Source organism: Hyphomicrobium sp., assembly GCF_035572195.1.
GTDB lineage: Bacteria > Pseudomonadota > Alphaproteobacteria > Rhizobiales > Hyphomicrobiaceae > Hyphomicrobium_B.
This window is the reverse complement of the sequence record NZ_DATNBA010000111.1, coordinates 1-23,963: the sequence shown is the minus strand read 5'-3', so window position 1 is coordinate 23,963 and position 23,963 is coordinate 1. Positions and strand designations below refer to the sequence as shown.

Below are 23,963 nucleotides of genomic sequence, written 5' to 3'. Positions count from 1 at the left end.
TGAGTGGAAAGGCAATCAACGCGCGTGACGGTAGAGCGGCAACATCAGCCTCCGACCGAAAATGCCGAGCAGGAGTCGGGTCCCGAACGCCTGTGCGCAGTCACGCGTCAATGCCTCGACCCGAAGCAGCTCATCAGGTTTGTACTGTCGCCTGACGGTATCGTCGTCCCGGACCTCGAACGGCGTCTACCCGGACGCGGCGTCTGGGTTGGCTGTGACCGCAAGCTCGTCGAGCGGGCCGTCGCCACCAAAGTGTTTGCCAAAAGCCTCAAGACCAAGGCCGAGGCGCCGCAGGACCTGCCGGAACGGGTCGACGCGTTAATCGTTAAGCGTGTAGGCGCGATGCTGTCGCTCGCCAACAAGGCGGGCTTGGCTGTTGCGGGCTTCGAGAAGGTTTTTGCAACACTCGAGAAAACTACCGTGGCAGCGGTGCTCCACGGCACCGATGCCGCGGCTGACGGGCGAGCTAAGCTCGATCGGAAATATCAGGCAATTCAGGGTTCTCGGGGCGTTCCAGCGCCGATCGTCGATGTTCTGACGATTGCACAAATGAGCTTGGCCATCGGGCGGGGAAGTGTGGTACATGCTGCCCTCACACCCGGAGGACTGTCGGATCGGTTTCTCGAGGAAGCGGAGCGCCTCTCGCGCTACCGGGGCTTCGCGACCGAGGTCGCCGACGATTTTTCTGAAGTTTTTGAAGGCTGAACGGACAACGCATGACGGATTCGAACGACCAGACCGACAAGACCATACGCGTTGGCGCGCGCAAGCCGCTGTCGCTACAGCGAACGGTCGAGTCTGGCCATGTGCGACAGAACTTCAGCCACGGGCGCTCCAAGTCCGTTGTCGTCGAGAAGAAGAAGACGCGCAGGCTTGGGCCGGGATCGGAAGGCGCCGAAGTGGCTCCGGCCGCGGCACCGATCGAAACTGCCGCTCCGGCAGCTAAAGCTCCACCGGCGCCACCAGCACAGGCGGCACCCGCAACGAGCCAACCGCAAGGACGGACTCTTTCCAACGAGGAGCGAGCCGCGCGCGAACGTGCGCTTGCCGCCGCGCGGGCCGAGGAGCCGGGCCGCGTCGATGCCGAGACGGTGCGCTTCGAGCCCGTTCGTCACGAGCCGCAAACGCGAGGTGAAGACGCGAAACCTCAACACGTCGAACCAGCCGTTGCCAGTGCTACGGCTGCTGCCGCCGCTGCTCCGGCAGCAGCGCCCGCACCAGCTGCGCGCGATAGCGCGCCACGGGAATCGCGCGAGCGGCGCGATGCCGGACCGGGAGCGCCACGAGAAGGCGCACGTCCGCCCTTCCAAAGAGCCCCGGCGCGTCCCGCAGGCAATACCTACATGCCGCGCGAGGCAGGCCGTCCGCGCGAGATCGAATTCCCGGCACCAGTCCGCCGCGGTGCGGCTCCGGCAGACGCAACAACCATCGAGAAGCCGACCCGGCCGATACGGCCGGTCGTCGCGCGCCAACAGCCGGAAGAAGATGACAGCCGCAAGCGCGGTCCGGGCGGCGTGAAGGTGCCGCGTCCAGCGGTGAAGCTCAACGATGACGGACGCCAGCGCCAGAAGCTGACGATCTCGAACTTTGATCGGGAAGCGCAGGTTCGCTCGCTCGCTTCGCTGAAGCGCAAGCGCGAAAAAGAAAAACTCAAGGCGATGGGTATCCAGCAGCCTCGCGAGAAGATCTCGCGCGAGGTGATCATACCCGAAGCCATCACCATTCAGGAACTGTCGAACCGCATGGCGGAACGCGCCGTCGACCTGATCAAGTATCTTATGCGGGAAGGCGCGATGCATAAGATCACCGACGTCGTCGATGCGGATACCGCCGAGCTGATCGTTCAGGAATTCGGTCACACGCCGAAGCGCGTTTCGGAAGCTGACGTCGAAATCGGCTTTGTCGGAGACAAGGATGTCGACGATACGGCTTTGGAATTCCGCGCTCCTGTCGTGACGATTATGGGTCACGTCGACCACGGCAAGACATCGCTGCTCGATGCGATACGCTCGACGAATGTGGTGTCCGGCGAGGCCGGCGGCATCACGCAGCACATCGGCGCCTATCAGGTCATGACGCCGGACGGCGACAAGATCACGTTCATCGATACGCCCGGCCACGAAGCCTTCACGGCGATGCGGGCCCGCGGTGCGAAGGTGACGGACATCGTTGTGCTCGTCGTCGCCGCCGACGACGGCGTCATGCCGCAAACTGTCGAGGCGATCAATCACGCCAAGGCCGCCAAGGTTCCGATGATTGTTGCGATCAATAAGATCGACAAGCCGCAGGCCGATCCGGGCCGCGTGCGCACCGATCTCTTGTCGCAAGAAATCGTCGTCGAGAGCATGGGCGGCGACACGCTCGAAGTGCCGGTTTCGGCATTGAAGCGCACCAATCTCGACAAGCTTTTGGAAGCGATCCATCTGCAGGCCGAAATTCTGGATCTTCGAGCCAACCCGCATCGCACGGCGGAAGGCATCGTCATCGAAGCCAAGCTCGAGCGCGGCCGCGGTCCTGTCGGTACCGTCCTCGTGCAACGCGGCACGCTGCGCGTTGGCGACATCATGGTTGCGGGCACGGCCTGGGGCCGTGTACGCGCTCTGCTCGATGATCATGGCGCGCCGATCGACGAGGCCGGTCCTTCGGTACCGACTGAAGTTTTGGGCTTCGATTCGGCTCCGGAAGCGGGCGATCAGTTTGCCGTCGTCGAGAACGAAGCGCGGGCCCGCGAGATTACTGATTACCGGGTACGCAAGCGTCGGGAAACTCTTGGGTCAGCCGGCAACAAGAGCTCGCTCGAGCAGATGATGCAGCAGCTCAAGGACGCCGGGCGCAAGGAATTCCCGCTCGTCGTCAAGGGCGACGTGCAGGGCTCGCTCGAGGCGATCGTCGGCGCACTGAAGAAAGTCGGCAACGACGAGGTCGAGGCGCGACTCGTACATTCGGGCGTCGGCGGCATCACCGAATCCGACGTCGCGCTGGCGGCAGCTTCAAAGGCGATCGTGATCGGCTTTAATGTTCGCGCCAACGCGCAGGCAAAACAGGCCGCCGACAGCCAGGGCGTCGAGATCCGCTATTATAACATCATCTACGATCTCGTGGACGAGGTGAAGGCCGCGATGTCGGGCCTGCTGGCACCGACGAAACGCGAAATCTTCCTCGGTTACGCAACGATCAAGCAGGTCTTCAACATCTCGAAGTTCGGCAAGGTCGCGGGCTGCCAGGTTACCGAAGGCAAGGTCGAACGCGGCGCCAAGGTTCGCCTGTTGCGCGACAACGTCGTCATTCACGAGGGTACGCTTGCGATCCTGAAGCGCTTCAAGGACGACGTCAAAGAGGTCGTTTCGGGTCAGGAATGCGGCATGTCCTTCGCGAACTATCAGGATATCCGCGAAGGCGATCAGATCGAGTGCTTCCAGGTCGAGACGATCGCAAGGAGCCTATAACCGCCCACGCATGCTGTCCGTGCGCTGAGAATCGCACGGGCTTGCTCCGCGAAGTGCGGCATGCCGCGGTGGCCCTGGCCGCCCGGCTCTCCAAGCCGAAGTCGTTCATTTTAGCTAAAGAGGCCGAACGCGGTCCGATCCCGCGGCGGGAAGAGAATGACAAGAAAGTCGACGCAGTCGGGCGCGAAAGCCCCCACGCAACGCATGCTTCGCGTTGGCGAATTGATCCGGCACAGGATTGCGGAATTGCTGGCGCGTGGCGAACTCCACGACAAAGTACTCGCGTCGCATGTCATCACGATCCCGGAGGTGCGTCTATCGCCCGATCTCAAGCTCGCGACGGTCTACGTGATGCCTCTTGGCGGCAATGACGTGAAGCCCGTCGTCGAGGCACTGGCGCGCAACAAGAAATACCTTCGCGCGGCCGTTGCCGCGGCGCTGAACCTGCGCTACGCGCCGGATTTGCGGTTCAAAGAGGACAAAACATTCGAGGAGGCGACGCGTATCGATCGCCTACTCGATAGTCCGAAGGTCCGCCAGGATATCGAAAAGAAGTGATTGAAGTCTTCCTCTCTCCCCGAGCGGAAAGAGGGTCGAGGAAACAATGGCACGACGCAAGAAGGGTAATCCAGTCCACGGCTGGCTGGTTCTCGATAAGCCGCCGAATATGACGTCGACGCAGGCGGTCGGCGCGGTGCGCCGCGCGTTCGACGCGCAAAAGGCTGGCCATTCCGGCACGCTCGATCCGCTTGCAACCGGCATCCTGCCGATCGCGCTCGGCGAAGCCACGAAGACCGTGTCGTTCGCAGTCGATGGCGAAAAGGCTTATCGCTTCACTGTCCGCTGGGGTGGCGAAACCGATACCGACGACACCGAAGGTACGGTCACAAACACGAGCGACAAGCGCCCTGAGCGTGGCGACATCGAAGCCCTGCTGCCGCAGTTTCACGGGGAGATCATGCAGGTGCCGCCGGCTTATTCGGCGATCAAGGTCGCCGGTGAACGCGCCTATGATCTGGCGCGCGGCGGCGAGACCGTCGTGCTCGATCCACGCCCTATCTTCATCGACAGTCTGGTGCTCGTCGAGATGGTCGACGCTTCGACGAGCGTGTTCGAGGCCCGCTGCGGCAAAGGTACGTACGTGCGGGCGCTGGCGCGTGATATGGGTCGCATTCTCGGCTGCTACGGCCACGTCATCGCATTGCGCCGGACGAGGGTCGGTCCGTTCGACGAGCCGCGGGCCGTAACGATGGAGACACTTCTGGCTGCGGCTAATTCCGAGGATCGGGATGGGCTTGCGAGTCTGCTTCAACCTGTTGAGGCGGCTCTTGCCGACCTGCCGGAGCTTCTGGTGTCGCTCAGCGATGCGGCAAGTTTGGCGCGCGGCCAGACTGTTCTGATCCGCGGCCGGGACGCGCCCATTCTCACGGGCCCCGCCTACGCGACGTCAAAAGGGCGGCTCATCGCGCTTGGAGAACTTGCGAAGGGCGCGTTGCACCCGACACGGGTTTTCAATCTTGGATAATTTAAATGCCTCGCTAGGCGTCTAACGCGCTGAAATAGCGCATTAAATTCCTCGGCAATTCAAACTCGCGTTTGCCGGGGGTTCGTGTATAAGTACGCCGACCGCGCGGGAAACTCGTGTTCCGCGCGGCTTTCATTTGCGACCCCGCTGGACGACATCCCGGCCGTGGCCGCTCATTTCAAACTCCAATTCGAAAGGAGCAACCGATGTCGCAGATCGCACCACACAGGCGTGTGGCGAAGACCGCCGTTATCAAAGACAGCGCGACGAAGGACAACGATACCGGCTCGCCGGAAGTTCAGATCGCCGTGCTCACGCATCGCATCAACGAACTGACCGATCACTTCAAGATGCACAAGAAAGACAATCACTCGCGTCGCGGTCTGTTGAAAATGGTCAGCCAGCGCCGTCAGCTGCTCGATTATGTGAAGAGCAAGGACAACGCGCGCTACCAGAAAATCATCGAGAAGCACGGCATCCGGCGCTAAGTCGCGCGCTCGTTATCGCGCTCAAGACAGGGCCGACAGATGGCCGCTTGCAAGCATACGATCACAACAGCAAAGACGCCGGCGCCTCGTAGCGTGCCGGCGCAATAAGCGCTCGCCCGGCATGAGGCCGGCGAGCATGTCCGACCGACAGAAAAGCAAAAACGAAAGATTGAACATGTTTGACATCCATCGAGTCGAAATTGACTGGGGTGGCCGCAAGCTGAAGCTCGAGACGGGCCGTTATGCCCGCCAAGCCGATGCGGCCGTCTTGGCCCAATATGGTGATACGACCGTTCTCGCGACCGTCGTCGGGGCGCGCTCCGCGAAGCCCGGCATCGATTTTTTCCCCCTGACCGTGAATTACCAGGAACGCACCTACGCTGCAGGCAAAATTCCCGGCGGCTATTTCAAGCGTGAAGGCCGTCCGACCGAAAAAGAGACGCTGACGTCGCGCCTCATCGACCGTCCGATCCGCCCATTGTTCGTCGAAGGCTTCAAGAACGAGACACAGGTCGTCGTGACGGTCCTGTCGCATGATCTCGAAAACGATCCGGATATTCTCGGGCTGGTCGCGGCTTCCGCGGCGTTGACCCTCTCGGGCCTGCCGTTTCTCGGTCCCATCGGCGCAGCGCGCGTCGGCGTCATCAATGGCGAGTTCGTGCTGAACCCGATGGTCGACGAGATGAAGGACAGCGCTCTCGATCTCGTCGTCGCCGGCACTCTCGACGCTGTGATGATGGTCGAATCGGAAGCCAAGGAATTGCCCGAGTCGCAGATGCTCGAAGCCGTAATGTTCGGTCACAAGCATATGCAGCCGGTCATCCAAGCGATCATCAAGCTTGCCGAGAAGGCAGCGAAGGAGCCGTGGGATATCAAAATCCCCGACAAGGCGAAGTACGCCGCCGACGTCAAGAGGATCGCCGAGAAGACTTTGAAGGAAGCTTTCTCGACGAAGGAAAAGGGCAAGCGTCAGGACCTCGTCAGCGCTGCGAAGAAGGCTTTGGCCGAAGGCATTGCCATTCCTGCCGACGACCCGAATGAGAAGGTGCTGCTTTCGGACGCCTTCAAAGCGCTTGAAATGGATATCATGCGCGGCGACGTCCTTAAGACGAAGCTGCGCATCGACGGCCGCGACCTGAAGACGGTGCGTCCGATCCTTTCCGAAGTTCGCGTTCTGGCGCGCACGCACGGCTCGGCGCTCTTCACGCGCGGCGAGACGCAGGCGCTGGTCGTTGCGACGCTCGGCACGGGCGAAGACGAGCAATACGTCGACAGCCTCGAAGGCACGAGGAAAGAGCGCTTCCTGCTCCACTACAACTTCCCTCCGTATTCCGTCGGTGAAGTCGGCCGCATGGGCTCGCCGGGCCGCCGCGAAATCGGTCACGGTAAGCTCGCATGGCGCGCGATCCGTCCGATGCTGCCGACGCAGGAGGAATTCCCCTACACGCTTCGCATCGTCTCGGAGATCACCGAGTCGAACGGCTCCTCGTCGATGGCGACGGTTTGCGGTTCATCGCTTGCGTTGATGGACGCGGGCGTGCCGCTGAAGTCGCCGGTTGCGGGTATCGCGATGGGTTTGATCAAGGAAGGTGATGATTTCGCCGTCCTGACAGACATCCTCGGCGATGAAGATCACCTCGGCGACATGGACTTCAAGGTCGCGGGCACCGCCAACGGCGTAACCGCGTTGCAGATGGACATCAAGATCACCGGCATCACCGAAGAGATCATGCGCGTTGCGCTTGAGCAGGCGCATAACGGGCGTCTGCACATCCTCAACGAAATGTCGAAGGCCCTTACCGGGGCGCGCGAGGAACTCGGCGAATACGCGCCACGTATCGAGACGATCAAGATCCCGACCGACAAGATCCGTGAAGTCATCGGTTCGGGCGGTTCGGTCATCCGCGAGATCGTCGCGGAATCGGGTGCCAAGATCGATATCGAGGATGACGGCACGGTGAAGATCGCATCGGCAAACCGCGAGAGCATCGACAAGGCGCTTGCCCGCATCCGCGGCATCACGTCGGAGCCCGAAGTCGGCCAGGTCTACAAGGGCAAGGTCGTGAAGATCATGGAGTTCGGCGCGTTCGTGAACTTCTTCGGCGCGAAGGACGGCCTTGTACACATCTCGCAGCTTTCTTCCGGCAGGCCGGCGACGGTCGGCGAAGTCGTGCAGGAAGGCCAAGAGGTTTACGTCAAGCTCTTGGGCTTTGACGATCGCGGCAAAACGCGGCTGTCGATGAAGATCGTCGATCAAACGACGGGCCAGGAAATTCCGCGCGCCGAAGGCGAGCCGGAAGAGGTCTTCGAAAGCCGTCCGCCGCGCCGCGAAGGCGCGCGTGGCGGTGGCCGCGGCGGTCCGCGTCGCGATCGCTAAGTCGCTTCGTTATTACTGAGACGAAAAAAGCCATCGGATCGCAGGATCCGGTGGCCTTTTCTTTGGCATCGTCATCGCCCGTCACGTGTGGTCCTGGATGGCCGGGTCAAGCCCGGCCATGACGTGAAGAGGATCAGAACCAGCGGCATTTGCCGCGTTTGCAAACGTGGTTCGTGCACTGCACGCGACCGATGCCTTTGACGTGTTTGTGCCAGCCGTTAAGGCCGCGCCGGCAAGTGCGGTGCCAGCCCCACGTCTTCTGCACGGGAGAGGGTTGTGCGGCGCCCACTTCGTTCAAGGCGCCGAATGATCCTATATTTGCTGCCATGGCCGGCATCGTCGCGAATAAAACCCCAGCGGCGAGCGCGGCGCCGGCAAGCGACAATTTCAAATTCATTTGGCCTTACTCCTTTTCCCCGTAATTTCTGGAGGCAAACCCCCAGTGTTTGCTGAAACGGAGACAAAGTAACAAAGGCCGATTGTCAGCGCCAAGCGCTCAATTGTGGCCGTGGTCCAACGGCAACACGGATGCGCGAGACGCAGAAGCCTATCAGCAGTGCGTGCGTCTCAGGCCTTCGCGAAAGCCGGCACGTCGTGCCAGAAAACGCGGGCCTTGTTGCTGACATCGAGCGGATCGCCCGTGGTCAGCAGCGTCAGCGTCCCGTCCTCGTCGCCGTTCACGTACTGCGGCCGCCGCGTGAGATAGTCCTCGAAGCTATCGGACACAACCTCGGGCTGCGAAAGAATGCGGGTGAACGGCGGCAGGTGCTTGCGGAAGAGATGCTCGACAAGTGGAAAGTGTGTGCATCCAAGGATCGCCCGGTGCGGCAGCGTCGGGTTTGTGGCCGTTAGCAGCGTTTCGACCCCTTCGCGCACAAGAGCGTCGAGTTCACTTTCGGGACGTTTGTTTTCGATCGCGCCGACGAGCTCCGAGCAGACTTGCTGGACGACGGTGACCTTCGGACAGCGTTTGCGGATTTCTTCCGTGTAGACGCCCGACGCTATCGTTCGTGCCGTCCCGAAGACGGCGATGGTGTCGGTGTTGTTCTTCTGCGGATATTGCGGCGACGCTACCGCCCACGGTGTTTGGGTTGCGGCCTCGACGGTCGGGGCGACAATGCCCAGCACGTTATGCGTGCCAGCCCAGCGGCTTTTCGGCAGCCACTGTTGTTGCAGACGACGCAGCGCTACCGACGTCGCCGTGTTGCAACCGAGTAGCGCCAGCTTGGCGCCGCGCGCGAACAGGTCTTCGACACAGACGCGCGTATAATCGACGATCTCTTCCGATGGCCGGTTGCCGTAGGGCACGTGCGCATGGTCAGAGAGGTAGACGAAGTCGACGGTTCTGTACCGCTCGACGAGGGCGCGCAGAACGGTAAGTCCGCCGAGGCCAGAATCAAAAACGCCGATCATGGACCGAGTGTTTGCGATGCCGGGCGGCGGACGTCAACGCCCTCAGGAGGGTCACTCTGCCGCTTCGGACGGAGATCTGCTTGGGGTTTTGCCCTCGGCATCGTGCTCTTTCAAGCTCTGCAGTGTCGGCATCGACACGGTGTTATAACCGCAGTCGACGAAATGAACCTCACCGGTGACGGCGCCGGACAACGGCGAAAGGAGATAGAGAGCCGAGCCACCGACGTCATCCAATGTCGGCGTGCGCTTGAGCGGCGCGTTTTCGCGCTGATAGTTGAAGATGACGCGCGCATCTGAAACGCCGGCTCCGGAGAGCGTACGCATCGGCCCTGCAGAAAGAGCGTTGACGCGGATGCCCTGCGGCCCGAGGTCAGCCGCGAGATAGCGGACGGAGGCTTCGAGCGCGGCCTTGGCGACTCCCATAACGTTGTATGACGGTACCCACCGGGTCGCTCCGCCGTACGAGAGAGTTATCAGCGAACCACCATTCGGCATCAGGTCGGCGGCGCGCTTGGCAATTTCGGTGAAGGAAAAGCACGAGATCACCATGGAATTGATGAAGTTGTCGCGCGTGGTGTCGGCGTAGCGTCCCGCTAGCTCCTTGGGATCGGAATACGCGAGAGCGTGGACGACGAAGTCGAGACTGCCCCACTCCTCCTTGATGCGATTGAAGGTGTTATCGACACTTGGGAGATCGAGGACGTTGCATTCCTCGATGATTTTGGAGCCGAGCGATTGAGCTAGCGGAACTGCGCGGCGGCCAAAAGCGCCGCCTTGATAGGTAAACGCGAGTTCTGCGCCCTGGCCCGCGAGTACGCGCGCGATACCCCAGGCGATCGATCTCTCGTTGGCGACGCCCATCACGAGACCGCGCTTTCCCGCCATCAAGGGACCTGGCTTTGCGATATCGATGTCCGTCATTGGAAGCCTCGCTTTTTCACCAAATGCACGTCCGCGTACGTCAAACCAGCCGGAACCGCGCTTGTAAACTCGCATACTCATTGACCGTCTGTCGTTCAGTAAGGCCCGGCGACGGTTATGATTTGTTCCGTCAGCTAACCATCGTGCCGGCTGAAGATCAGAGTGGCATTGGTGCCGCCGAAACCGAAGCTGTTCGACATCACACAGTTAAGGTCGGCGTTGTCGATACGACTAAGGGCAATCGGCATATCGGCAAAGGCCGGATCGAGCTCGTCGATGTTGGCACTTTCACAAATAAAGCCATTGTTCATCATAAGCAGCGAGAAAATCGCCTCCTGGACGCCGATGGCGCCGAGAGAGTGACCCGTCAATGACTTGGTCGCCGAGATTGGGGGCACGCTGCTGCCGAATACGGCGCGGATGGCTTCGATTTCCTTGGCGTCGCCGACGCCGGTGCTGGTCCCATGCGGATTGATGTAGTCGATTTTGGGCAGACCTTTGCCGTCGAAGCCTTCAAGTGCCAGCTTCATGCAGCGTTCCGCGCCTTCGCCCGATGGCGCCACCATGTCGTAGCCATCGGATGTGGCGGCGTAGCCTTTGACTTCGCCGTAGATCTTGGCGCCACGGGCCTTGGCGTGTTCGAGTTCTTCCAACACGATGACGCCGGCGCCACCGGCGATCACGAAGCCGTCGCGGTCTTTGTCATAAGCCCGGCTCGCCTTCGCCGGCGTGGCGTTGAAATGCGTCGACATCGCACCCATCGCGTCGAAAAGGTCTGACAGCGTCCAGTCGAGTTCCTCGCAGCCGCCAGCGAACATGACATCCTGCTTGCCCCACTGGATCAACTCCGTGGCGTTGCCAATGCAGTGCGCGCTGGTCGCGCAGGCTGATGAAATCGAGTAGTTGACGCCCTTGATCTGGAAGGCCGTCGCAAGCGCCGCCGAGGGGCCAGAGCACATGCCCTTCGGCACCTCGAACGGTCCGATCTTTTTCGGGCCGCCGGATTTAATCGTTGTTTCCGCGGCTTCGACGATGGCGCGGGTTGAAGGCCCGCCGGAGCCCAGAATAACACCGGAGCGTGGGTTGATGACGTCGGAGGATTCCAGGCCCGCGTCGCGGATCGCCTGATCCATCGCGATCCAATTCCAGCCGACGCCAGGGTTCATGAAGCGCTTCGGCTTCCTCGGAACCATGGTCTCCCACTCGATGTTGGGAGCGCCATGCACCTGACACTTGAATCCAAGTTCCGCGTACTTATCGGCGCGCGAAATGCCCGACTTTGCCTCTCTCAATGAGGCAAGTACTTCCTGGGCATTGTTCCCGATCGAGGACACGACGCCCATTCCAGTCACAACGACGCGCCGCATGCGCTCCTTGTCTCCCGCGATTTGTCCCGTAGGCCGTTGAGGCAGTGGGGCTAAGCCGCCACGCTTAGGTACCTTCGCTCGACTTGAGTAGCACTCTCAAGTCCTTGGCTGTGTATATCACTTCGCCGTCGGCTTTCAGGACTCCGTCGGCCTCGGCAAGCTTCAACTTCCGCGCGATGACGCGTTTCACGTCGATGACGTATTCAAGCAGTTTCACGTCCGGCGTGACTTCGCGCGTGAACTTGACCTCGCCGACACCAGAGGCGCGGCCTTGGCCCGTCAATCCGAGCCAGCCAAGAAAGAATCCCGTCAATTGCCAGAGCGCATCGAGACCCAGACAGCCGGGCATTACCGGGTCGCCCTTGAAGTGACAGGCGAACAACCAGTCGAGACGCTCGTTTCCGGCGACTTTCAGCTCGGCGACGATCTGCCCTTTGCCGTGAACGCCACCGGTTTCAGAAATCGACGCGATTCGATCGACCATCAGCATCGGCGGGAGCGGCAGCTGGGCGTTGCCCGGGCCGAACAATTCGCCGCGTGCGCAGGTCAACAGATCTTCAAATTCGAAGCTAGAACGACGTTCCGGCATGCAGTCCCTCGTCTCGCGGCCGACCACGTGATGCTCATTCACATTAAAACTCCGGGTCGCACCCGCATCAGCGGGCGTCCTAACACACCCCTGACGCCGCGCCTAGCATGGCGGGCATAGCGATCGACAGCCCGTTAATCGCCTGAAATCCTGAATTCTCGCATTAGTTGCGGCTTTTTCGGCGTCAGACTATAGTTCACTGCATCAGAGCGTTGCGGCTGCTTCGATAGGTGTGCCTTAACGCGAAACTATCAAGACAAGCGTATGAACGGAAATGCCTGAAAGATCGCCGCCCGATATGGCCATGAGGCCAACCGCCACCGTACCGGAGATGCTACGTCAGGCAAACCTGCGCCCGACGCGGCAGCGCTTGACGCTTGGCCGTCTCCTGTTCGAGAGCGGCGACCGTCATATCACGGCGGAACAGTTGCATGCGGAGGTGACGGCGCTCGGCGAGCACGTTTCGCTCGCGACCGTGTACAACACTTTGCACCAGTTCAAACGCGCCGGGCTGGTTCGCGAACTGGCGATCGAAGGCTCGAAGGCTTATTTCGACACCAACACATCGAATCACAATCATTTTTTACTTGAGACGACGGGCGATCTCATGGACATCCCCGGCGATGCGATCCGGGTGGAAGGCCTGCCTGAGCCACCTGACGGGATGAAGATCACCCACGTCGACGTCGTCGTTCGGGTATCCAAGAGCTAAGCTTGGTGCCATACGGCGGTGCTATTTGAGCGCTTCGCCTTCATAGACGCCCCACAATTTTTTCTGCTCGATATAGCCGCTGTACTGATCGACTGTGACGCGGCACCAGCGGCCGTCGCAGGTATGCAGATCGGCTATGACGCCGGCTTCGACGTTAGCAACGATGTTTGAGTGCGTGCTGTCGCTCTCCAGAATGGGCACGAGCGGCGGCGGCGCTCCGGATTTGCGCTCCCACGGCAGCACGAGGGCGGTACGCCTGCCTGAGAGAAACGACTGCAGGACCCATCCCGTGACGCCTTCGGCATCGCGTACCTGGCGCCAGCCCTCGAATTCCTTGACCACCTCGAGCGGCAGGCCGGCTCGACGGTAGACCCAACCCGTAGGATAGTCGGTGCCGGGCCCGTTTCTTAAGTTGACGCGATCGGATTTGAGGCTGACGAACCGGGGTACAGGCAACCCGCTTCCGACTGCGGCGGGCCTGCCGGCAGGTGTCTCGGCGATGACAGGCGGCACCAGTAGCGCCGCCGCGGAAACGGCAGCGAGGTACAGGAACGCCAGCAACGGCTTGGCCCGTCGTCCGGCCAAAACCAGCCTGAAGCGGGAGAATATCGATGCTTTCATCTGAAGCACTGCGAGATCTATCATCCGGTCATCGACGCGCGAACGATGGATTCGCCCCGCGCACTAGCAAATCAATCATCACTTTGTCTTCGTAATGGCCATCTGATAGACACGGGGCCGCACATTCTCAAGCGGACACATCCCAAAGGGTGGAAAACCGCTCTATCCCTCTGCAACGGAATACGAATGCCGACGCCACAGAAGAAGCCTGTTGTTATCGTCACCCGCAAGCTCCCAGACGTCGTCGAAACGCGCATGTGCGAGCTGTTCGATGCCCGACTGAATGTCGATGACAAGCCGATGACGCAAGCTCAGCTTATCGAAGCCGTCAGGATCGCCGATGTTCTGGTTCCAACGGTCACCGATCGTATCGACCGCGCCGTGCTCACGCAGGCCGGGCCGAAACTAAGGCTGATCGCCAACTTCGGCACGGGCGTCGACAACGTCGATCTCGATACGGCGCGCAACCGCGGCATCCTGGTGACCAACACACCGGGCGTGCTGACCGAAGATACCGCCGACATGACGATGGCACTCATCCTCGCCGTGCCGCGCCGTCTCGCCGAAGGTGCCGCGTACATGCGCGATCCATCGACGAAATGGTCCGGCTGGTCGCCAACATGGATGCTCGGTCGGCGGATATTCGGCAAGCGACTCGGCATCATTGGTATGGGCCGCATCGGCCAAGCCGTGGCGCGGCGCGCCAAAGCGTTCGGGCTTCAGATCCATTATCACAACCGCCGTCGCGTGCTCGAAGAGGTCGAGGAAGAGCTTGAGGCGACCTACTGGGAAAGCCTCGATCAGATGCTGACGCGGGTCGATATCGTTTCGGTGAATTGTCCGCATACGCCGGCGACGTATCACCTGCTTTCGGCGCGACGGCTGAAACTGCTGAAGCCGACGGCCTATGTCGTCAACACGGCGCGCGGCGAAGTCATCGACGAGAACGAACTGGCGAGGCTGCTGGAAACCGGCGCGATTGCCGGTGCCGGTCTCGACGTGTTCGAGCGCGAGCCTGCCGTCAATCCGCGGCTCCTCGCATCGGATAGGGTGATCGCATTGCCGCACATGAGTTCGGCGACGATCGAGGGCCGCGTCGACATGGGCGAGAAGGTCATCATCAACATCAAGGCCTTTGCGGACGGCCACGCGCCGCCCGATCGCGTGCATCCCGCGATGCTCTGAGCGTCGGGTTAGTGAATTGCAGGGCGCGACGGCTCGCGGCTATTCCGCCGCGCAGGAGCGTGCCCCAGCGGACTGATGAACCGAGAGATCCGTAATCGACGGTGTTCGTCCGGAGAGCGGATTTTCTGGGTCCCAGGCGACGGTTACAATTTCGAACCGGCACGCCAGCGCGTCGTAGATCAGCAGCCGCCCGGCCAAGCTTTCCCCTAGGCCAAGGATTTCCTTGACGACCTCGGTCGCTTGCAAGGTGCCGACGACGCCGGCGACAGGCCCGAGAACGCCGGCCTCCGCGCAGTTGGCGACAAGGCCCTGCGGCGGCGGTTCCGGGAATACACAGCGCAGCGTCGGATAGGGCACCCCGCCTGCATCGGTCTCGTGCGGTTTGAAAAGCGACACGTAACCGTCGAACGACCCGAGCGCGGCATAGGCCAGCGGCCGTTTCGTGAGATAGCAGGCATCGGAAACGAGGTAGCGCGCGGCGAAGTTATCCGTTCCGTCGGCGACGATGTCGTAACGGCCAATGATGTCCAGCGCGTTCGCGGGCTCGAGGCGCTCGGTGATCGTCTCGACATTGACGAGCGGGTTGATGCGCGCGACCGCGTCCCGTGCGCTCTCGACTTTCAGCCGCCCGACGTCTTCTTCGCGATGCGCGATCTGGCGCTGCAGATTGTCGATCGCGACCCGATCGTCGTCGATAACGCCGATGGTTCCGACACCCGCCGCCGCCAGGTACATCAGGACGGGCGAACCGAGCCCGCCCGCGCCGACGACGAGGACGCGCGCCGCCTTCAACTTCTGCTGACCCGGTGCGCCGACGTCGCGCAGCACAAGGTGGCGCTTGTAGCGCTCCACCTCGTCAGCCGTCAGTGTCACCATTGCCTTGCTTCCTAGAGCTTCAGCTCTTCGGTTGTGGTTCGACGAAAAGCTCGCTCGAAAAATAGCGCTCGGCGGACGACGGCGCAAATGTCACGATGGTCTTGCCTGCATATTCGGGCCTCTGGGCAACCGTGATGGACGCCGCAACATTGGCTCCGGTCGAAATGCCGCCGGGAATACCTTCAAGCTTGGCGACCATCCGCGAGACCTCGAACGAGACGTCGTTCGATACCGTGACGACCTCGTCGATAAAGCTGACATCGAGGTTCCCTGGAATGAAGCCGGCGCCGAGACCCTGGATTTTGTGCGGGCCTTTGGGCTGGCCTGAAATGACAGCACTCGTGGCCGGTTCGACGGCGATGATCTTTATCCCGGGTACGCGCTTCTTCAGCAGGCGACCGCAGCCGGTCAACGTGCCGCCGGTGCCGACGCCGACCACGACGGCGTCGATCTTGCCTTTCGTGTCGTTGAAGATCTCTTCAGCCGTCGTCAATTCGTGAACGAGCGGATTTGCCGGGTTATCGAACTGGCCCGGAATGACTGCGTCGGGGAACGATTTCGCCAACTCTTCGGCGCGCGCCAAAGCAACCGGCATGCCGCCGGGTCCGGGCGTCAATTCCAACTCGGCGCCGAGATGGGTCAGGATTTTCCGACGCTCCATAGACATCGTGTCCGGCATGACGAGTATGAGACGATAGCCGCGTGACGCGGCGACGAATGCCAAGCCAATGCCGGTGTTGCCGGAGGTCGGCTCGATGAGAACGGTTTTGCCGGGAGTAATGCGGCCCTCGGCTTCGAGCACGTCGATCATCGCCACGCCGATGCGATCTTTGACCGACGACAGCGGATTGAAGAATTCGAGTTTCAGCAGGATGTCGGCTTTGAGGTTCGCCTGCGCCTTGATCCTCGAAAGTCGCACGAGCGGCGTGTGACCTATGGTTTCTGCGATGCTGTCGTAGACGCGACCGCGACCCCAGGTTTTGGTAGCGGCAAGGGTTTTGATTTCAGTTTTTGTCATGGCCGGTCCGTTTCATCTCTGGAGCTTCGACGCTTGCTGATTGAATAGATCGACGTGGCTTTTCGCAGGTTCGCGCGCGGGCCTCAAGAGGCGGGTTGCTTGAATTGGGGGCTGATAAGCTTTGCAGTTCTATTGCTTAGCGGCCCGGCGTCTTGCGGGGACTTGGGGATTTCGTCTGCCTACGCTTGGTGCGATTGGGGACAATGTCCTTTTTCTTGGTTTTTGTGAAGGATGGTGTGGTGCCGGTTCCTGTGGACCCGAAACCGCCGGTACTGCGAACCGTCGCCGAGAGTTTATTCGTTTGGCGCAATGCGACACGCGTCACGGGGGCGACGATCACCTGGGCAATCCGCTCGCCGCGGTTGACGACAAACGGCGCGTCACCAAGATTAACGAGAATGACTGCGATCTCACCGCGGTAATCAGCGTCGATCGTGCCAGGGCTGTTCAAGACCGTGACGCCAAATTTCACAGCGAGACCGGAGCGCGGTCGCACCTGGGCTTCGCTGCCAGGCGGCAATTCAAAGATGAGGCCTGTCGGCACGAGCCCCCGGCCGCCGGGAGCGAGGACCACCGGGCTGTCCGCCGGGACGGCCGCGACGAGGTCGAATCCGGCCGCGCCGGATGATTGATAAGCCGGAAGCGGCAAGCCTTCGGCGTGCTCCAGGCGGCGAACCTTGATCTTGATTTTCGCAACATCGCGCCGGGTCATTCGGCGGCTGCCCGTCTCGCAATCAATTGCTCAGCCGCGCGTTCGAGGATTTTCCGCGCCACATCGGTCTTGCTCATCTCAGGCCAGCTTTCGACGCCGCCGCTCGTGAGGACATGCACGGTGTTGCGATCGCCACCCATGACGCCGCTCGCGGGCGACACGTCGTTGGCGACTATCCAGTCGGCACCCTTCGATTTCAATTTCTTCTTGGCGTACGCCAGCACGTCCTGCGTCTCGGCCGCGAAGCCGATGACGATAGGCGGGCGGTTCTTCGTCAGTTGCGCGATCGTTTTGAGGATGTCGGGATTTTCGGTGAGGGTCAGAGCCGGTGGCCCTCCGGCGGATGATTTTTTGATCTTGCTGGCGTTGGGCGCGGTGACGCGCCAATCGGCGACCGCAGCTGCAAATATTGCGATATCGGCGGGCAGTGCCGCCTTCACGGCTTCAAGCATTTCCGCGGCGGTGACGACACGGACAACGCGGACGCCGATGCTGCTGGGATCTGCAAGCGAGACGGGTCCCGTGACGAGTGTCACGCGGGCGCCGAGGCGGGCGGCAGCGACAGCGAGTTCGTGGCCCTGCTTCCCCGATGAGCGGTTTGCAAGGTAGCGGACGGGGTCGATCGGCTCGTGCGTCGGGCCGCTGGTGATGACGACGTGCCGGCCCGCAAGTGGTCCTTGTTCGGCACCTAGAGGAGCCATTGCGGTTTCGATTGCAGCGATGAGATCGGGAACCTCGACGAGGCGTCCGGGCCCGCTTTCCCCTCGTTCGGCCATTTCGCCGTGAGCGGGACCGATGAAGCGAATGCCGTCCAGCTGAAGCTGCACGACGTTGCGCCGTGTTGCCGGATTGAGCCACATGCGCGGGTTCATTGCCGGCGCAACCAGAACGGTCTTGTCCGTCGCAAGCAGAACGGCGGTCGCGAGGTCGTCGGCATGACCGCCGGCCATGCGTGCGATGAGGTCGGCTGTTGCGGGCGCGACTATGATGAGATCGGCATCGCGCGCCAGCCGGATGTGGCCGATCTCGCGTTCGTCATCCAAGTCGAAGAGATCGGTGAATACCCTTTCGTTCGTCAATGCTGCGACGGAAAGCGGCGTCACGAACTGATGCGCGGCCTTCGTCATCACGACGCGCACGTGATGGCCGCGCTCTCTCAAGCGCCGGATCAGGTCCAGGCACTTGTAGGCGGCAATGCCGCCGCCGATGATCAGAAGGATGCGCTTTGTCGATGACAAATCTTTAACACTCGGGGCATCGAGACATGGCAGGACTGTACCACACACAGGGGCCGCGCGATGGGTCCTCGACGCGGGAGGTTAAGGACCTAAAGGCGCGCGAAGGCGTGGCCTCGTGAGCCGCCGAGGCAGCCTAATACGATGGGTCCATGAGGTCGCAAGCGGCTCGACATCGAACGGCGAGACTGCGGTAAAATGCATCACCGAGAGCAATCCGAGTTGTGCAGTTTTTGAGCGCTCCATGACGGAATTTTTTATGTCGCGCGGTGACTTGACGCAGACTTGCTGATAGTTCATGGTGCGCCCGCTTGCGACGGTCGGACCGGTCGCAGACGCGAAAAAAAAATCAATAAAGGTCCAAGTCTAGGGACGAAACGATCGGGGTGGTGCGAACAGCGCCGCCCCTTTCCATTTCATCCCAAGCAAAGCCGGTCTGCCGTTTTAAATTTGCGCGGCCGTGTTTGGCGACAGCGAAAAAGGGAGGTCGTCCCTAGGGGACCGGACATTTTTCCGACAGTGCCCAGTCAATACGGCTTGCCAAATCTCGCGATGCCTTGATCGGAACGCCTTTCTGAAGGCAATAACGCCGCAGCGCGCGACGACGACAGCGTGGAGAGGCAAAGGGATGGGCGAGGGGGACATCGAAGGAGCAAGCAGGCCATCGCGCCGCCTGACGCTGGCGAGCCTCGCGATCTGGCTTGTTGTGGCGCTGGCGTTGCCGCTCTCGGCTCTGACGCTCAACGTCTTTCACGTCGCAGGATTTCCCTTCGGGTTTTGGATCGCGGCGCAGGGCGCACTTATCGGCTTGGCTCTGCTCGCCATCGCCTACGCACGGCGAGCTGGTGGGCAGGCGACGGGAGAAGGATTGCGGCCGGCGCTCGTTTTCGCCGGAGAGGCGACAGGCGCCGTTACGATTATCGGCTTCACCGGCTATATCGCGGCGCTCGGCTATGATGGGTTGGCATTGCCGCTCGGGTTGGTGGCGGGGATGGCGTTGCTGGCGATCGTCGTGGCGCCTCGCTTCGTGCTTTATCCGGTTCGATCAATAAGTGGTTTCTTCGCCGTTCGCTACGGCGGCGGCGCGACGCGTAGGCTGGCGCTTTTGATTACGTCGGCTGCCACTGTGCTTCTGCTCGCCGCAGATCTGAAGGCCGGTGCGCACGCCCTGCAAAGCCTGATGAAATTCGTGGAGCCCGGAGCAGTTCTTGCTCTCGCCCTGGCGATAGGCGCCACCTGGATTGCCGGCAATTTCATTGCTTCCAGAAAGGCTGCGGGGCTGAGCTTCGCGTTGGTCCTCCTCGGGCTTCTCGCCACGCTCTTTGCGCTGGCGTTTGCTTTTGGCGGTTCGGTCCTGCCGCACCTGACTCTCGGCGGTGCGCTACAGGATCACGCAAAACTCAATCAGTCGTTGGTCATCAATCGATTTTCGGATGTGAAGTCGCTGACGCCAATGGCCTCGCCGTTCCTGCAGCTCTCGATGCGGAATTTCGCCGGTTTGCTGCTTGCCGTCGCGCTCGGCATCGTGGCGGCTCCGCACCTTCTAGGCCGACACGTTTCGCAATCCGTAGTGGCGCCGGGTGGGGCCGTGCGGCGGACCGCTTGCGCTCTCGCCGCGGTTGCGCTCGTCGCCATCAGCCTGCCGCCGCTTGCCGTCTACAGCCGCATCGGCGTCGAGCAGGCGGTTTTGAAGGGCATTGAGACTGCCGCGATTCCGCAGTCGCTCGCCGATGCGAGTGCGCTGGGATGGGTGAAGATTTGCGATCAAAATTCCGGCACGGCCGCCGACCTTGCCGCTGCCTGCGCCAAGGTCTCGGGACAACGCGGCTTTCTCAGGCTTCAGGATATTGCCTTCACGACCGACGGTTTCGTCGTCGCAGCGCCGCAGATATCCGGTCTAAATCGATACGCGCAATATACTCTGTTGCTCGCCGTGTTGCTCGCGGCGCTGCTTGCCGGCAATGCCCTCATCGCCGGTATGGTCGCTGCCGACGCAGAGGTTCGGATGAACCGCTCTCCCGAGCCAATGGGGCTCGACTTTCGCTCATCGACGCTGGGCGTCGCTTTGCTGGCCGTCGCGGCGATCATCGCGTCGATCGCATCGAACGGCTCGGGCCTTCTCGCGGCCGAGGGATTCGCACTTCTCGCTGCCGGGATTTTCCCCGCTCTCATCCTTGGCCTGCATTGGCGCGGCATGACCGCGACGGGCGGCGTCGCCGCGATGCTCGTCGGCTCTTCGATCGCGGCGCTCTATCTGCTGGGCGTGCATCTATGGCCGGTCGAATTCTTCCGCATTTCAGGAGGGCTGTCGGACGCGGCGCCCGGGGCGCTGAAGCAATTCGCCGATCTTGACGCTGTGCTGCAAGCGGCCACCGATCCACCGGCCCAGGCCGCGGCGGCCGCGGTGCTGAAGCTCCACGCTGCGGAAATCGCCAATTGGTGTGGACTCAAACCGGCGGCAGTCGTGCTTCTAGCGGTGCCCGCCGGGATCGTTGCCGGGATCGTCGGCAGCATCATATCGAAACACGGGCGGCGAAGTCTCGAGCATGTGAGACTTCGCACAGACGGACGAGTCGCCTAGACTTGAGGTAACGGGCGACGCGGTGCGCGGGGCGATCTCACGGATGCCGGACGAGATTTACGATCTGGTCGTGATCGGCGGCGGCATCAACGGCACCGGCATCGCTGCGGACGCTTCGGCGCGCGGCTTGAGCGTGCTCCTGGCCGAGGCTGAAGACCTGGCCGGCGCGACGTCGTCGGCAAGTTCGAAGCTGATCCACGGCGGCCTCCGCTATCTCGAGCATTTTGAGCTTCGCCTCGTCCGGGAAGCGCTGGCTGAGCGCGAGGTCCTGCTCGCGAAGGCTCCGCATATCATTTGGCCGATGCGATTTATCCTGCCGCACATTGCCGGCATGCGGCCGCGAGCGCTGCTGCGCGCCGGACTTTTTCTCTACGACCATTTGGCGTCACGAAAGACGTTAGACCGGTCGCGAGCCCTCGACCTTCGTCGCGATCCCGCCGGGGCACCGCTCGCTTCCGACTTGCAGCATGGATTTTCGTATTGGGACTGCTGGGTCGATGACGCGCGGCTCGTCGTGCTCAACGCCATCGCGGCGCGCGAGGCGGGAGCGCTGATAGTGACACGCACGCCCGTTCGCGAGTTGAGCGTCGACGGCGGTCTTTGGGTGGTGAGGCTGGGCACCGAGGAGCGCCGCGTCAGGGCGCGCGCCATAGTCAACGCGGCGGGCCCGTGGGTCGGCGACGTGGCGCGGCTCGTGTCGAGCCCGCGTCGCGCTTCTCCTCCAACAGTCAGGCTGGTGAAAGGCAGCCACATCGTTGTGCCGCGCATAACCGGCGCCGATGACGGCTACACGTTTCAGCATCGCGACGGTCGCGTCGTCTTCGCGTTGCCGTTCGAGGAAAATTTCACGCTGATCGGCACGACCGAGCGGCCCCAGTTCGGAAGCCCGCGTGCAGCGCGTGTCGAGAAGGAAGAAGAAACTTATCTGCTCGACATCGCCAGCCGTTATTTCCGCGCACCGTTGACGCCGGATCAGATCGTCTGGAGCTTTGCCGGCGTTCGGCCGCTCGACGATGACGGCAGTGAGAGCGCGTCAGCCGTCAGCCGGGATTACCGGCTCGAGCTCGAGGCAGGCACTACGCCGCCCATACTTCACGTCATCGGGGGGAAGATCACGACGTACCGCAAGCTCGCGGAAGCGGCGCTGAAGCTGCTTGAGCCTCACCTCGTGCCAATGCGGCAGGGGACGACAGCGACGACGCCGCTGCCGGGCGGCGATCTCGACGGCCGGACCTTCGACACATGGTTCGACGACTTCGCTCGGCGCAATCACGGATTTAATAAGGGCTATCTTCGCCGCCTCGCGCGCCGATACGGAACGCGCTCGTCGCGGATCATCGCGGAGGCAACGACAGAACGGGATCTAGGCGAAAATTTCGGCGTGGGTCTCAGTGCCCGCGAGATCGCGTATCTCAAGGCCGAAGAGTGGGCGCAAACGGCAGATGATATTCTTTGGCGGCGAACGAAAGCGGGCCTGCATCTTGCGCCGGATGAGCGTCAGCGCGCCGAAGATGCATTGGGGCGTATCTAGGCAAAGTCTGATGCAGGCCGTGCTTCCCCCTACATCAACCGGCGGCGTCGAGCGCGCAGCGCGCACGTTGCCGGGCATACTGATTCAGCGCAGAGCAATTGGTTTGCCTGGCGCAAAGCGGTTGCTAGAGCCTGGGCGCCGTTCAGCGTATCGCCGATGTCTTCCGAGCCGATCAGTGCCGATGCCGACGCCGTCAACGCTTGGCGCTCGTCGTGCTGACAGGCGGCGATGATCGAGATCGCGAGGCATTCGTCGCGGCAAAAGCTCCGGCAACCGGCCGGCGAGATTTCGATGTCGCGATGCGTGTTGGCTTTCACGGCGCGAACGAATTTTGAAAGATCGAGCAGTAGCGCTTTGGCGTGCTCAGGCCCGAGCATGCCTGAAAACGTGTTCCAGGCGTCTTCCCAACACTTGATGTCGCCCGTCGAAAGTCCTGCGAGCCAACAGCGGAAGCCAACACCGACGAGCCTTTCCGGCGCACGTGCCGGAAGCGGAACGATCTTGGCGGTCGGTCCGTGATGCTCGCTTCTGAAATTCGAAATCGGATCAGCCATTGTGGCGTGCCTCCGTTCTCATGTATTCGCAGACGAAGCTGGCGGCGCCTTCGGCCGAATAGGACGAAGCGCGAGCGGCACTGGCGATGGAATGGTAGTGATTTGCGCGATAGTGCGCGCGCGGAAAGTCATTCATTTTCTGCTCCAATAATCGAGGTTCAAGGCCCCGGTATCGGTTGACGCCCGTTCGTGGCGCGGGGTGCCGCGGCGGCACCGTCGCTTGAGCTAGCCTGAGCACGAGGCGCTGGTCAACCGTCAGCAGGTCGCGGCGCTCACATTAGAATTTTTATAATTTTCAACTAGCTAGAGCGGAAAGCAGACGCCGGCGATCATCGCGATCTTGTTCATGCAGATGAGCGCGTAGAGCCGCCGAAGGCGATCAGCACAACCGTGCCCTTTCCGGGAGCGCTATCGATCTCGATGTTGGCGCCCATCTCGCGCACGAGCCGCTGCACGAGTGGCAGACCGATGCCATGTCCATGCGCCCACGGCTCGGAAACGCCGTCGGATACAGTGACCGCGGAATCCGCGTGGGTCTTGCCGTTCATGCCGCAACCTGTGTCGCGAACGACGAGAAAGATTCGGCCGTCCTTGATATGACCGGTTGCGACGCGAACGTCGCCGCCGCGCGGCGTGAACTTGATGGCGTTGGTCAGCAGGTTGAGCAGGATTTGCCGCATCGCCGTCGGATTGGCGACAATGTGCGGACGGCCGTCGCCGGCATCGAAGACAAGCGCCAACCCGTGCAATTCGGCCAACGCCTGGACGCTCGATACCGTGCGTTTCACGATCGCGTTGAGATCGAGGGCGAT

At 61.8% G+C, this 23,963-nt stretch carries 23 protein-coding genes; 10 read left to right on the top strand and 13 right to left on the bottom strand.

From position 1 onward, the window contains the following. The first annotated feature begins 3 nt into the window (after positions 1-3). The 6 genes from VN623_RS09175 to pnp all read left to right on the top strand — a co-directional run bounded on the left by VN623_RS09175 (position 4) and on the right by pnp (position 7,836). Complete coding sequence (locus VN623_RS09175; RefSeq protein ID WP_325570313.1) at positions 4-705, top strand: RNA-binding protein; 702 nt, start codon at positions 4-6, stop codon at positions 703-705. Positions 706-716: 11 nt separating this feature from the next. Further along, a complete protein-coding gene (infB, locus tag VN623_RS09170) occupies positions 717-3,446 on the top strand; it encodes a translation initiation factor IF-2 (RefSeq protein WP_325570311.1) in 2,730 nt (909 codons plus the stop codon). 156 nt (positions 3,447-3,602) lie between these two features. Further along, positions 3,603-4,004, top strand: coding sequence for a 30S ribosome-binding factor RbfA (gene rbfA / locus VN623_RS09165; RefSeq protein WP_325570309.1), 402 nt, complete (start codon positions 3,603-3,605; stop codon positions 4,002-4,004). A 46-nt stretch (positions 4,005-4,050) separates the two neighbouring features. Beyond that, positions 4,051-4,971, top strand: a complete 921-nt coding sequence (truB, locus tag VN623_RS09160; RefSeq protein WP_325570307.1) for a tRNA pseudouridine(55) synthase TruB — start codon at positions 4,051-4,053, stop codon at positions 4,969-4,971. Positions 4,972-5,177: 206 nt separating this feature from the next. Then, positions 5,178-5,459, top strand: a complete 282-nt coding sequence (rpsO, locus tag VN623_RS09155) for a 30S ribosomal protein S15 (protein WP_325570304.1) — start codon at positions 5,178-5,180, stop codon at positions 5,457-5,459. 175 nt (positions 5,460-5,634) lie between these two features. Beyond that, entirely contained in the window at positions 5,635-7,836 is a 2,202-nt protein-coding gene (gene pnp, locus VN623_RS09150; RefSeq protein WP_325570302.1) for a polyribonucleotide nucleotidyltransferase, read from the top strand. 133 nt (positions 7,837-7,969) lie between these two features. Here the strand turns inward: pnp and VN623_RS09145 are convergent, their stop codons facing one another. The 5 genes from VN623_RS09145 to fabA all read right to left on the bottom strand — a co-directional run bounded on the left by VN623_RS09145 (position 7,970) and on the right by fabA (position 12,126). Continuing rightward, on the bottom strand, positions 7,970-8,233 hold the full coding sequence (locus VN623_RS09145; protein ID WP_325570300.1) for a hypothetical protein: 264 nt from the start codon (positions 8,231-8,233) through the stop codon (positions 7,970-7,972). A gap of 170 nt (positions 8,234-8,403) precedes the next feature. After that, positions 8,404-9,249, bottom strand: coding sequence for a glutamate racemase (locus VN623_RS09140; protein WP_325570298.1), 846 nt, complete (start codon positions 9,247-9,249; stop codon positions 8,404-8,406). A gap of 51 nt (positions 9,250-9,300) precedes the next feature. Next, positions 9,301-10,170, bottom strand: a complete 870-nt coding sequence (gene fabI / locus VN623_RS09135; RefSeq protein ID WP_325570296.1) for an enoyl-ACP reductase FabI — start codon at positions 10,168-10,170, stop codon at positions 9,301-9,303. Between the two features lie 134 nt (positions 10,171-10,304). Beyond that, complete coding sequence (fabB, locus tag VN623_RS09130; RefSeq protein WP_325570294.1) at positions 10,305-11,537, bottom strand: beta-ketoacyl-ACP synthase I; 1,233 nt, start codon at positions 11,535-11,537, stop codon at positions 10,305-10,307. 64 nt (positions 11,538-11,601) lie between these two features. Then, entirely contained in the window at positions 11,602-12,126 is a 525-nt protein-coding gene (gene fabA, locus VN623_RS09125; RefSeq protein WP_325570292.1) for a 3-hydroxyacyl-[acyl-carrier-protein] dehydratase FabA, read from the bottom strand. Positions 12,127-12,424: 298 nt separating this feature from the next. Here fabA and irrA point away from each other — a divergent pair, with 298 nt between their 5' ends. Continuing rightward, positions 12,425-12,838, top strand: a complete 414-nt coding sequence (irrA, locus tag VN623_RS09120; protein WP_325570290.1) for an iron response transcriptional regulator IrrA — start codon at positions 12,425-12,427, stop codon at positions 12,836-12,838. A 21-nt stretch (positions 12,839-12,859) separates the two neighbouring features. Here irrA and VN623_RS09115 read toward each other — a convergent pair whose 3' ends face one another. After that, positions 12,860-13,483 (bottom strand): SH3 domain-containing protein, encoded by a 624-nt coding sequence (locus VN623_RS09115; protein WP_325570288.1) that lies wholly within the window; start codon positions 13,481-13,483, stop codon positions 12,860-12,862. 162 nt (positions 13,484-13,645) lie between these two features. On the opposite strand from VN623_RS09115, the gene VN623_RS09110 reads away from it, so the two are divergent. Continuing rightward, positions 13,646-14,644: a D-glycerate dehydrogenase gene (locus VN623_RS09110; protein WP_325570286.1), complete on the top strand. Its 999-nt coding sequence runs from the start codon at positions 13,646-13,648 to the stop codon at positions 14,642-14,644. Positions 14,645-14,683: 39 nt separating this feature from the next. Here VN623_RS09110 and VN623_RS09105 read toward each other — a convergent pair whose 3' ends face one another. From VN623_RS09105 to coaBC, 4 genes are all read right to left on the bottom strand, one after another. Beyond that, a complete protein-coding gene (locus VN623_RS09105; RefSeq protein WP_325570284.1) occupies positions 14,684-15,520 on the bottom strand; it encodes a HesA/MoeB/ThiF family protein in 837 nt (278 codons plus the stop codon). A 19-nt stretch (positions 15,521-15,539) separates the two neighbouring features. Further along, positions 15,540-16,538: a cysteine synthase A gene (gene cysK, locus VN623_RS09100; protein WP_325570282.1), complete on the bottom strand. Its 999-nt coding sequence runs from the start codon at positions 16,536-16,538 to the stop codon at positions 15,540-15,542. 136 nt (positions 16,539-16,674) lie between these two features. Next, the gene (gene dut / locus VN623_RS09095) at positions 16,675-17,250 is read right to left on the bottom strand and encodes a dUTP diphosphatase (protein ID WP_325570280.1); all 576 of its coding nucleotides are present in this window, start codon (positions 17,248-17,250) and stop codon (positions 16,675-16,677) included. After that, entirely contained in the window at positions 17,247-18,488 is a 1,242-nt protein-coding gene (coaBC, locus tag VN623_RS09090) for a bifunctional phosphopantothenoylcysteine decarboxylase/phosphopantothenate--cysteine ligase CoaBC (RefSeq protein ID WP_325570278.1), read from the bottom strand. The genes dut and coaBC overlap by 4 nt, the downstream gene beginning before the upstream one ends. 625 nt (positions 18,489-19,113) lie before the next feature. Here coaBC and VN623_RS09085 point away from each other — a divergent pair. After that, positions 19,114-21,066, top strand: coding sequence for a sodium/substrate symporter small subunit (locus VN623_RS09085; RefSeq protein WP_325570277.1), 1,953 nt, complete (start codon positions 19,114-19,116; stop codon positions 21,064-21,066). Positions 21,067-21,109: 43 nt separating this feature from the next. Further along, a complete protein-coding gene (gene glpD, locus VN623_RS09080) occupies positions 21,110-22,597 on the top strand; it encodes a glycerol-3-phosphate dehydrogenase (protein ID WP_325570275.1) in 1,488 nt (495 codons plus the stop codon). A gap of 29 nt (positions 22,598-22,626) precedes the next feature. On the opposite strand, the gene VN623_RS09075 is transcribed toward glpD, so the two are convergent. The 3 genes from VN623_RS09075 to VN623_RS09065 all read right to left on the bottom strand — a co-directional run. Further along, positions 22,627-23,151: a hypothetical protein gene (locus tag VN623_RS09075; protein WP_325570273.1), complete on the bottom strand. Its 525-nt coding sequence runs from the start codon at positions 23,149-23,151 to the stop codon at positions 22,627-22,629. Continuing rightward, complete coding sequence (locus tag VN623_RS09070) at positions 23,144-23,287, bottom strand: hypothetical protein (protein WP_325570271.1); 144 nt, start codon at positions 23,285-23,287, stop codon at positions 23,144-23,146. Before VN623_RS09070 ends, VN623_RS09075 begins: the two co-directional genes overlap by 8 nt. A gap of 208 nt (positions 23,288-23,495) precedes the next feature. Beyond that, positions 23,496-23,963 (bottom strand): sensor histidine kinase (locus VN623_RS09065; protein WP_325570270.1); only part of this gene is annotated, 468 nt, incomplete at its 5' end.

Bases quoted from the DNA above. Each gene is read 5' to 3' on its own strand.
- infB (WP_325570311.1), top strand. From the start codon at position 717: ATGACGGATTCGAACGACCAGACCGACAAGACCATACGCGTTGGCGCG.
- rbfA (WP_325570309.1), top strand. From the start codon at position 3,603: ATGACAAGAAAGTCGACGCAGTCGGGCGCGAAAGCCCCCACGCAACGC.
- truB (WP_325570307.1), top strand. From the start codon at position 4,051: ATGGCACGACGCAAGAAGGGTAATCCAGTCCACGGCTGGCTGGTTCTC.
- rpsO (WP_325570304.1), top strand. From the start codon at position 5,178: ATGTCGCAGATCGCACCACACAGGCGTGTGGCGAAGACCGCCGTTATC.
- pnp (WP_325570302.1), top strand. From the start codon at position 5,635: ATGTTTGACATCCATCGAGTCGAAATTGACTGGGGTGGCCGCAAGCTG.
- VN623_RS09145 (WP_325570300.1), bottom strand. From the start codon at position 8,233: ATGAATTTGAAATTGTCGCTTGCCGGCGCCGCGCTCGCCGCTGGGGTT.
- VN623_RS09140 (WP_325570298.1), bottom strand. From the start codon at position 9,249: ATGATCGGCGTTTTTGATTCTGGCCTCGGCGGACTTACCGTTCTGCGC.
- fabI (WP_325570296.1), bottom strand. From the start codon at position 10,170: ATGACGGACATCGATATCGCAAAGCCAGGTCCCTTGATGGCGGGAAAG.
- fabB (WP_325570294.1), bottom strand. From the start codon at position 11,537: ATGCGGCGCGTCGTTGTGACTGGAATGGGCGTCGTGTCCTCGATCGGG.
- fabA (WP_325570292.1), bottom strand. From the start codon at position 12,126: ATGCCGGAACGTCGTTCTAGCTTCGAATTTGAAGATCTGTTGACCTGC.
- irrA (WP_325570290.1), top strand. From the start codon at position 12,425: ATGGCCATGAGGCCAACCGCCACCGTACCGGAGATGCTACGTCAGGCA.
- VN623_RS09115 (WP_325570288.1), bottom strand. From the start codon at position 13,483: ATGATAGATCTCGCAGTGCTTCAGATGAAAGCATCGATATTCTCCCGC.
- VN623_RS09110 (WP_325570286.1), top strand. From the start codon at position 13,646: ATGCCGACGCCACAGAAGAAGCCTGTTGTTATCGTCACCCGCAAGCTC.
- VN623_RS09105 (WP_325570284.1), bottom strand. From the start codon at position 15,520: ATGGTGACACTGACGGCTGACGAGGTGGAGCGCTACAAGCGCCACCTT.
- cysK (WP_325570282.1), bottom strand. From the start codon at position 16,538: ATGACAAAAACTGAAATCAAAACCCTTGCCGCTACCAAAACCTGGGGT.
- dut (WP_325570280.1), bottom strand. From the start codon at position 17,250: ATGACCCGGCGCGATGTTGCGAAAATCAAGATCAAGGTTCGCCGCCTG.
- VN623_RS09085 (WP_325570277.1), top strand. From the start codon at position 19,114: ATGGGCGAGGGGGACATCGAAGGAGCAAGCAGGCCATCGCGCCGCCTG.
- glpD (WP_325570275.1), top strand. From the start codon at position 21,110: ATGCCGGACGAGATTTACGATCTGGTCGTGATCGGCGGCGGCATCAAC.
- VN623_RS09075 (WP_325570273.1), bottom strand. From the start codon at position 23,151: ATGGCTGATCCGATTTCGAATTTCAGAAGCGAGCATCACGGACCGACC.
- VN623_RS09070 (WP_325570271.1), bottom strand. From the start codon at position 23,287: ATGAATGACTTTCCGCGCGCGCACTATCGCGCAAATCACTACCATTCC.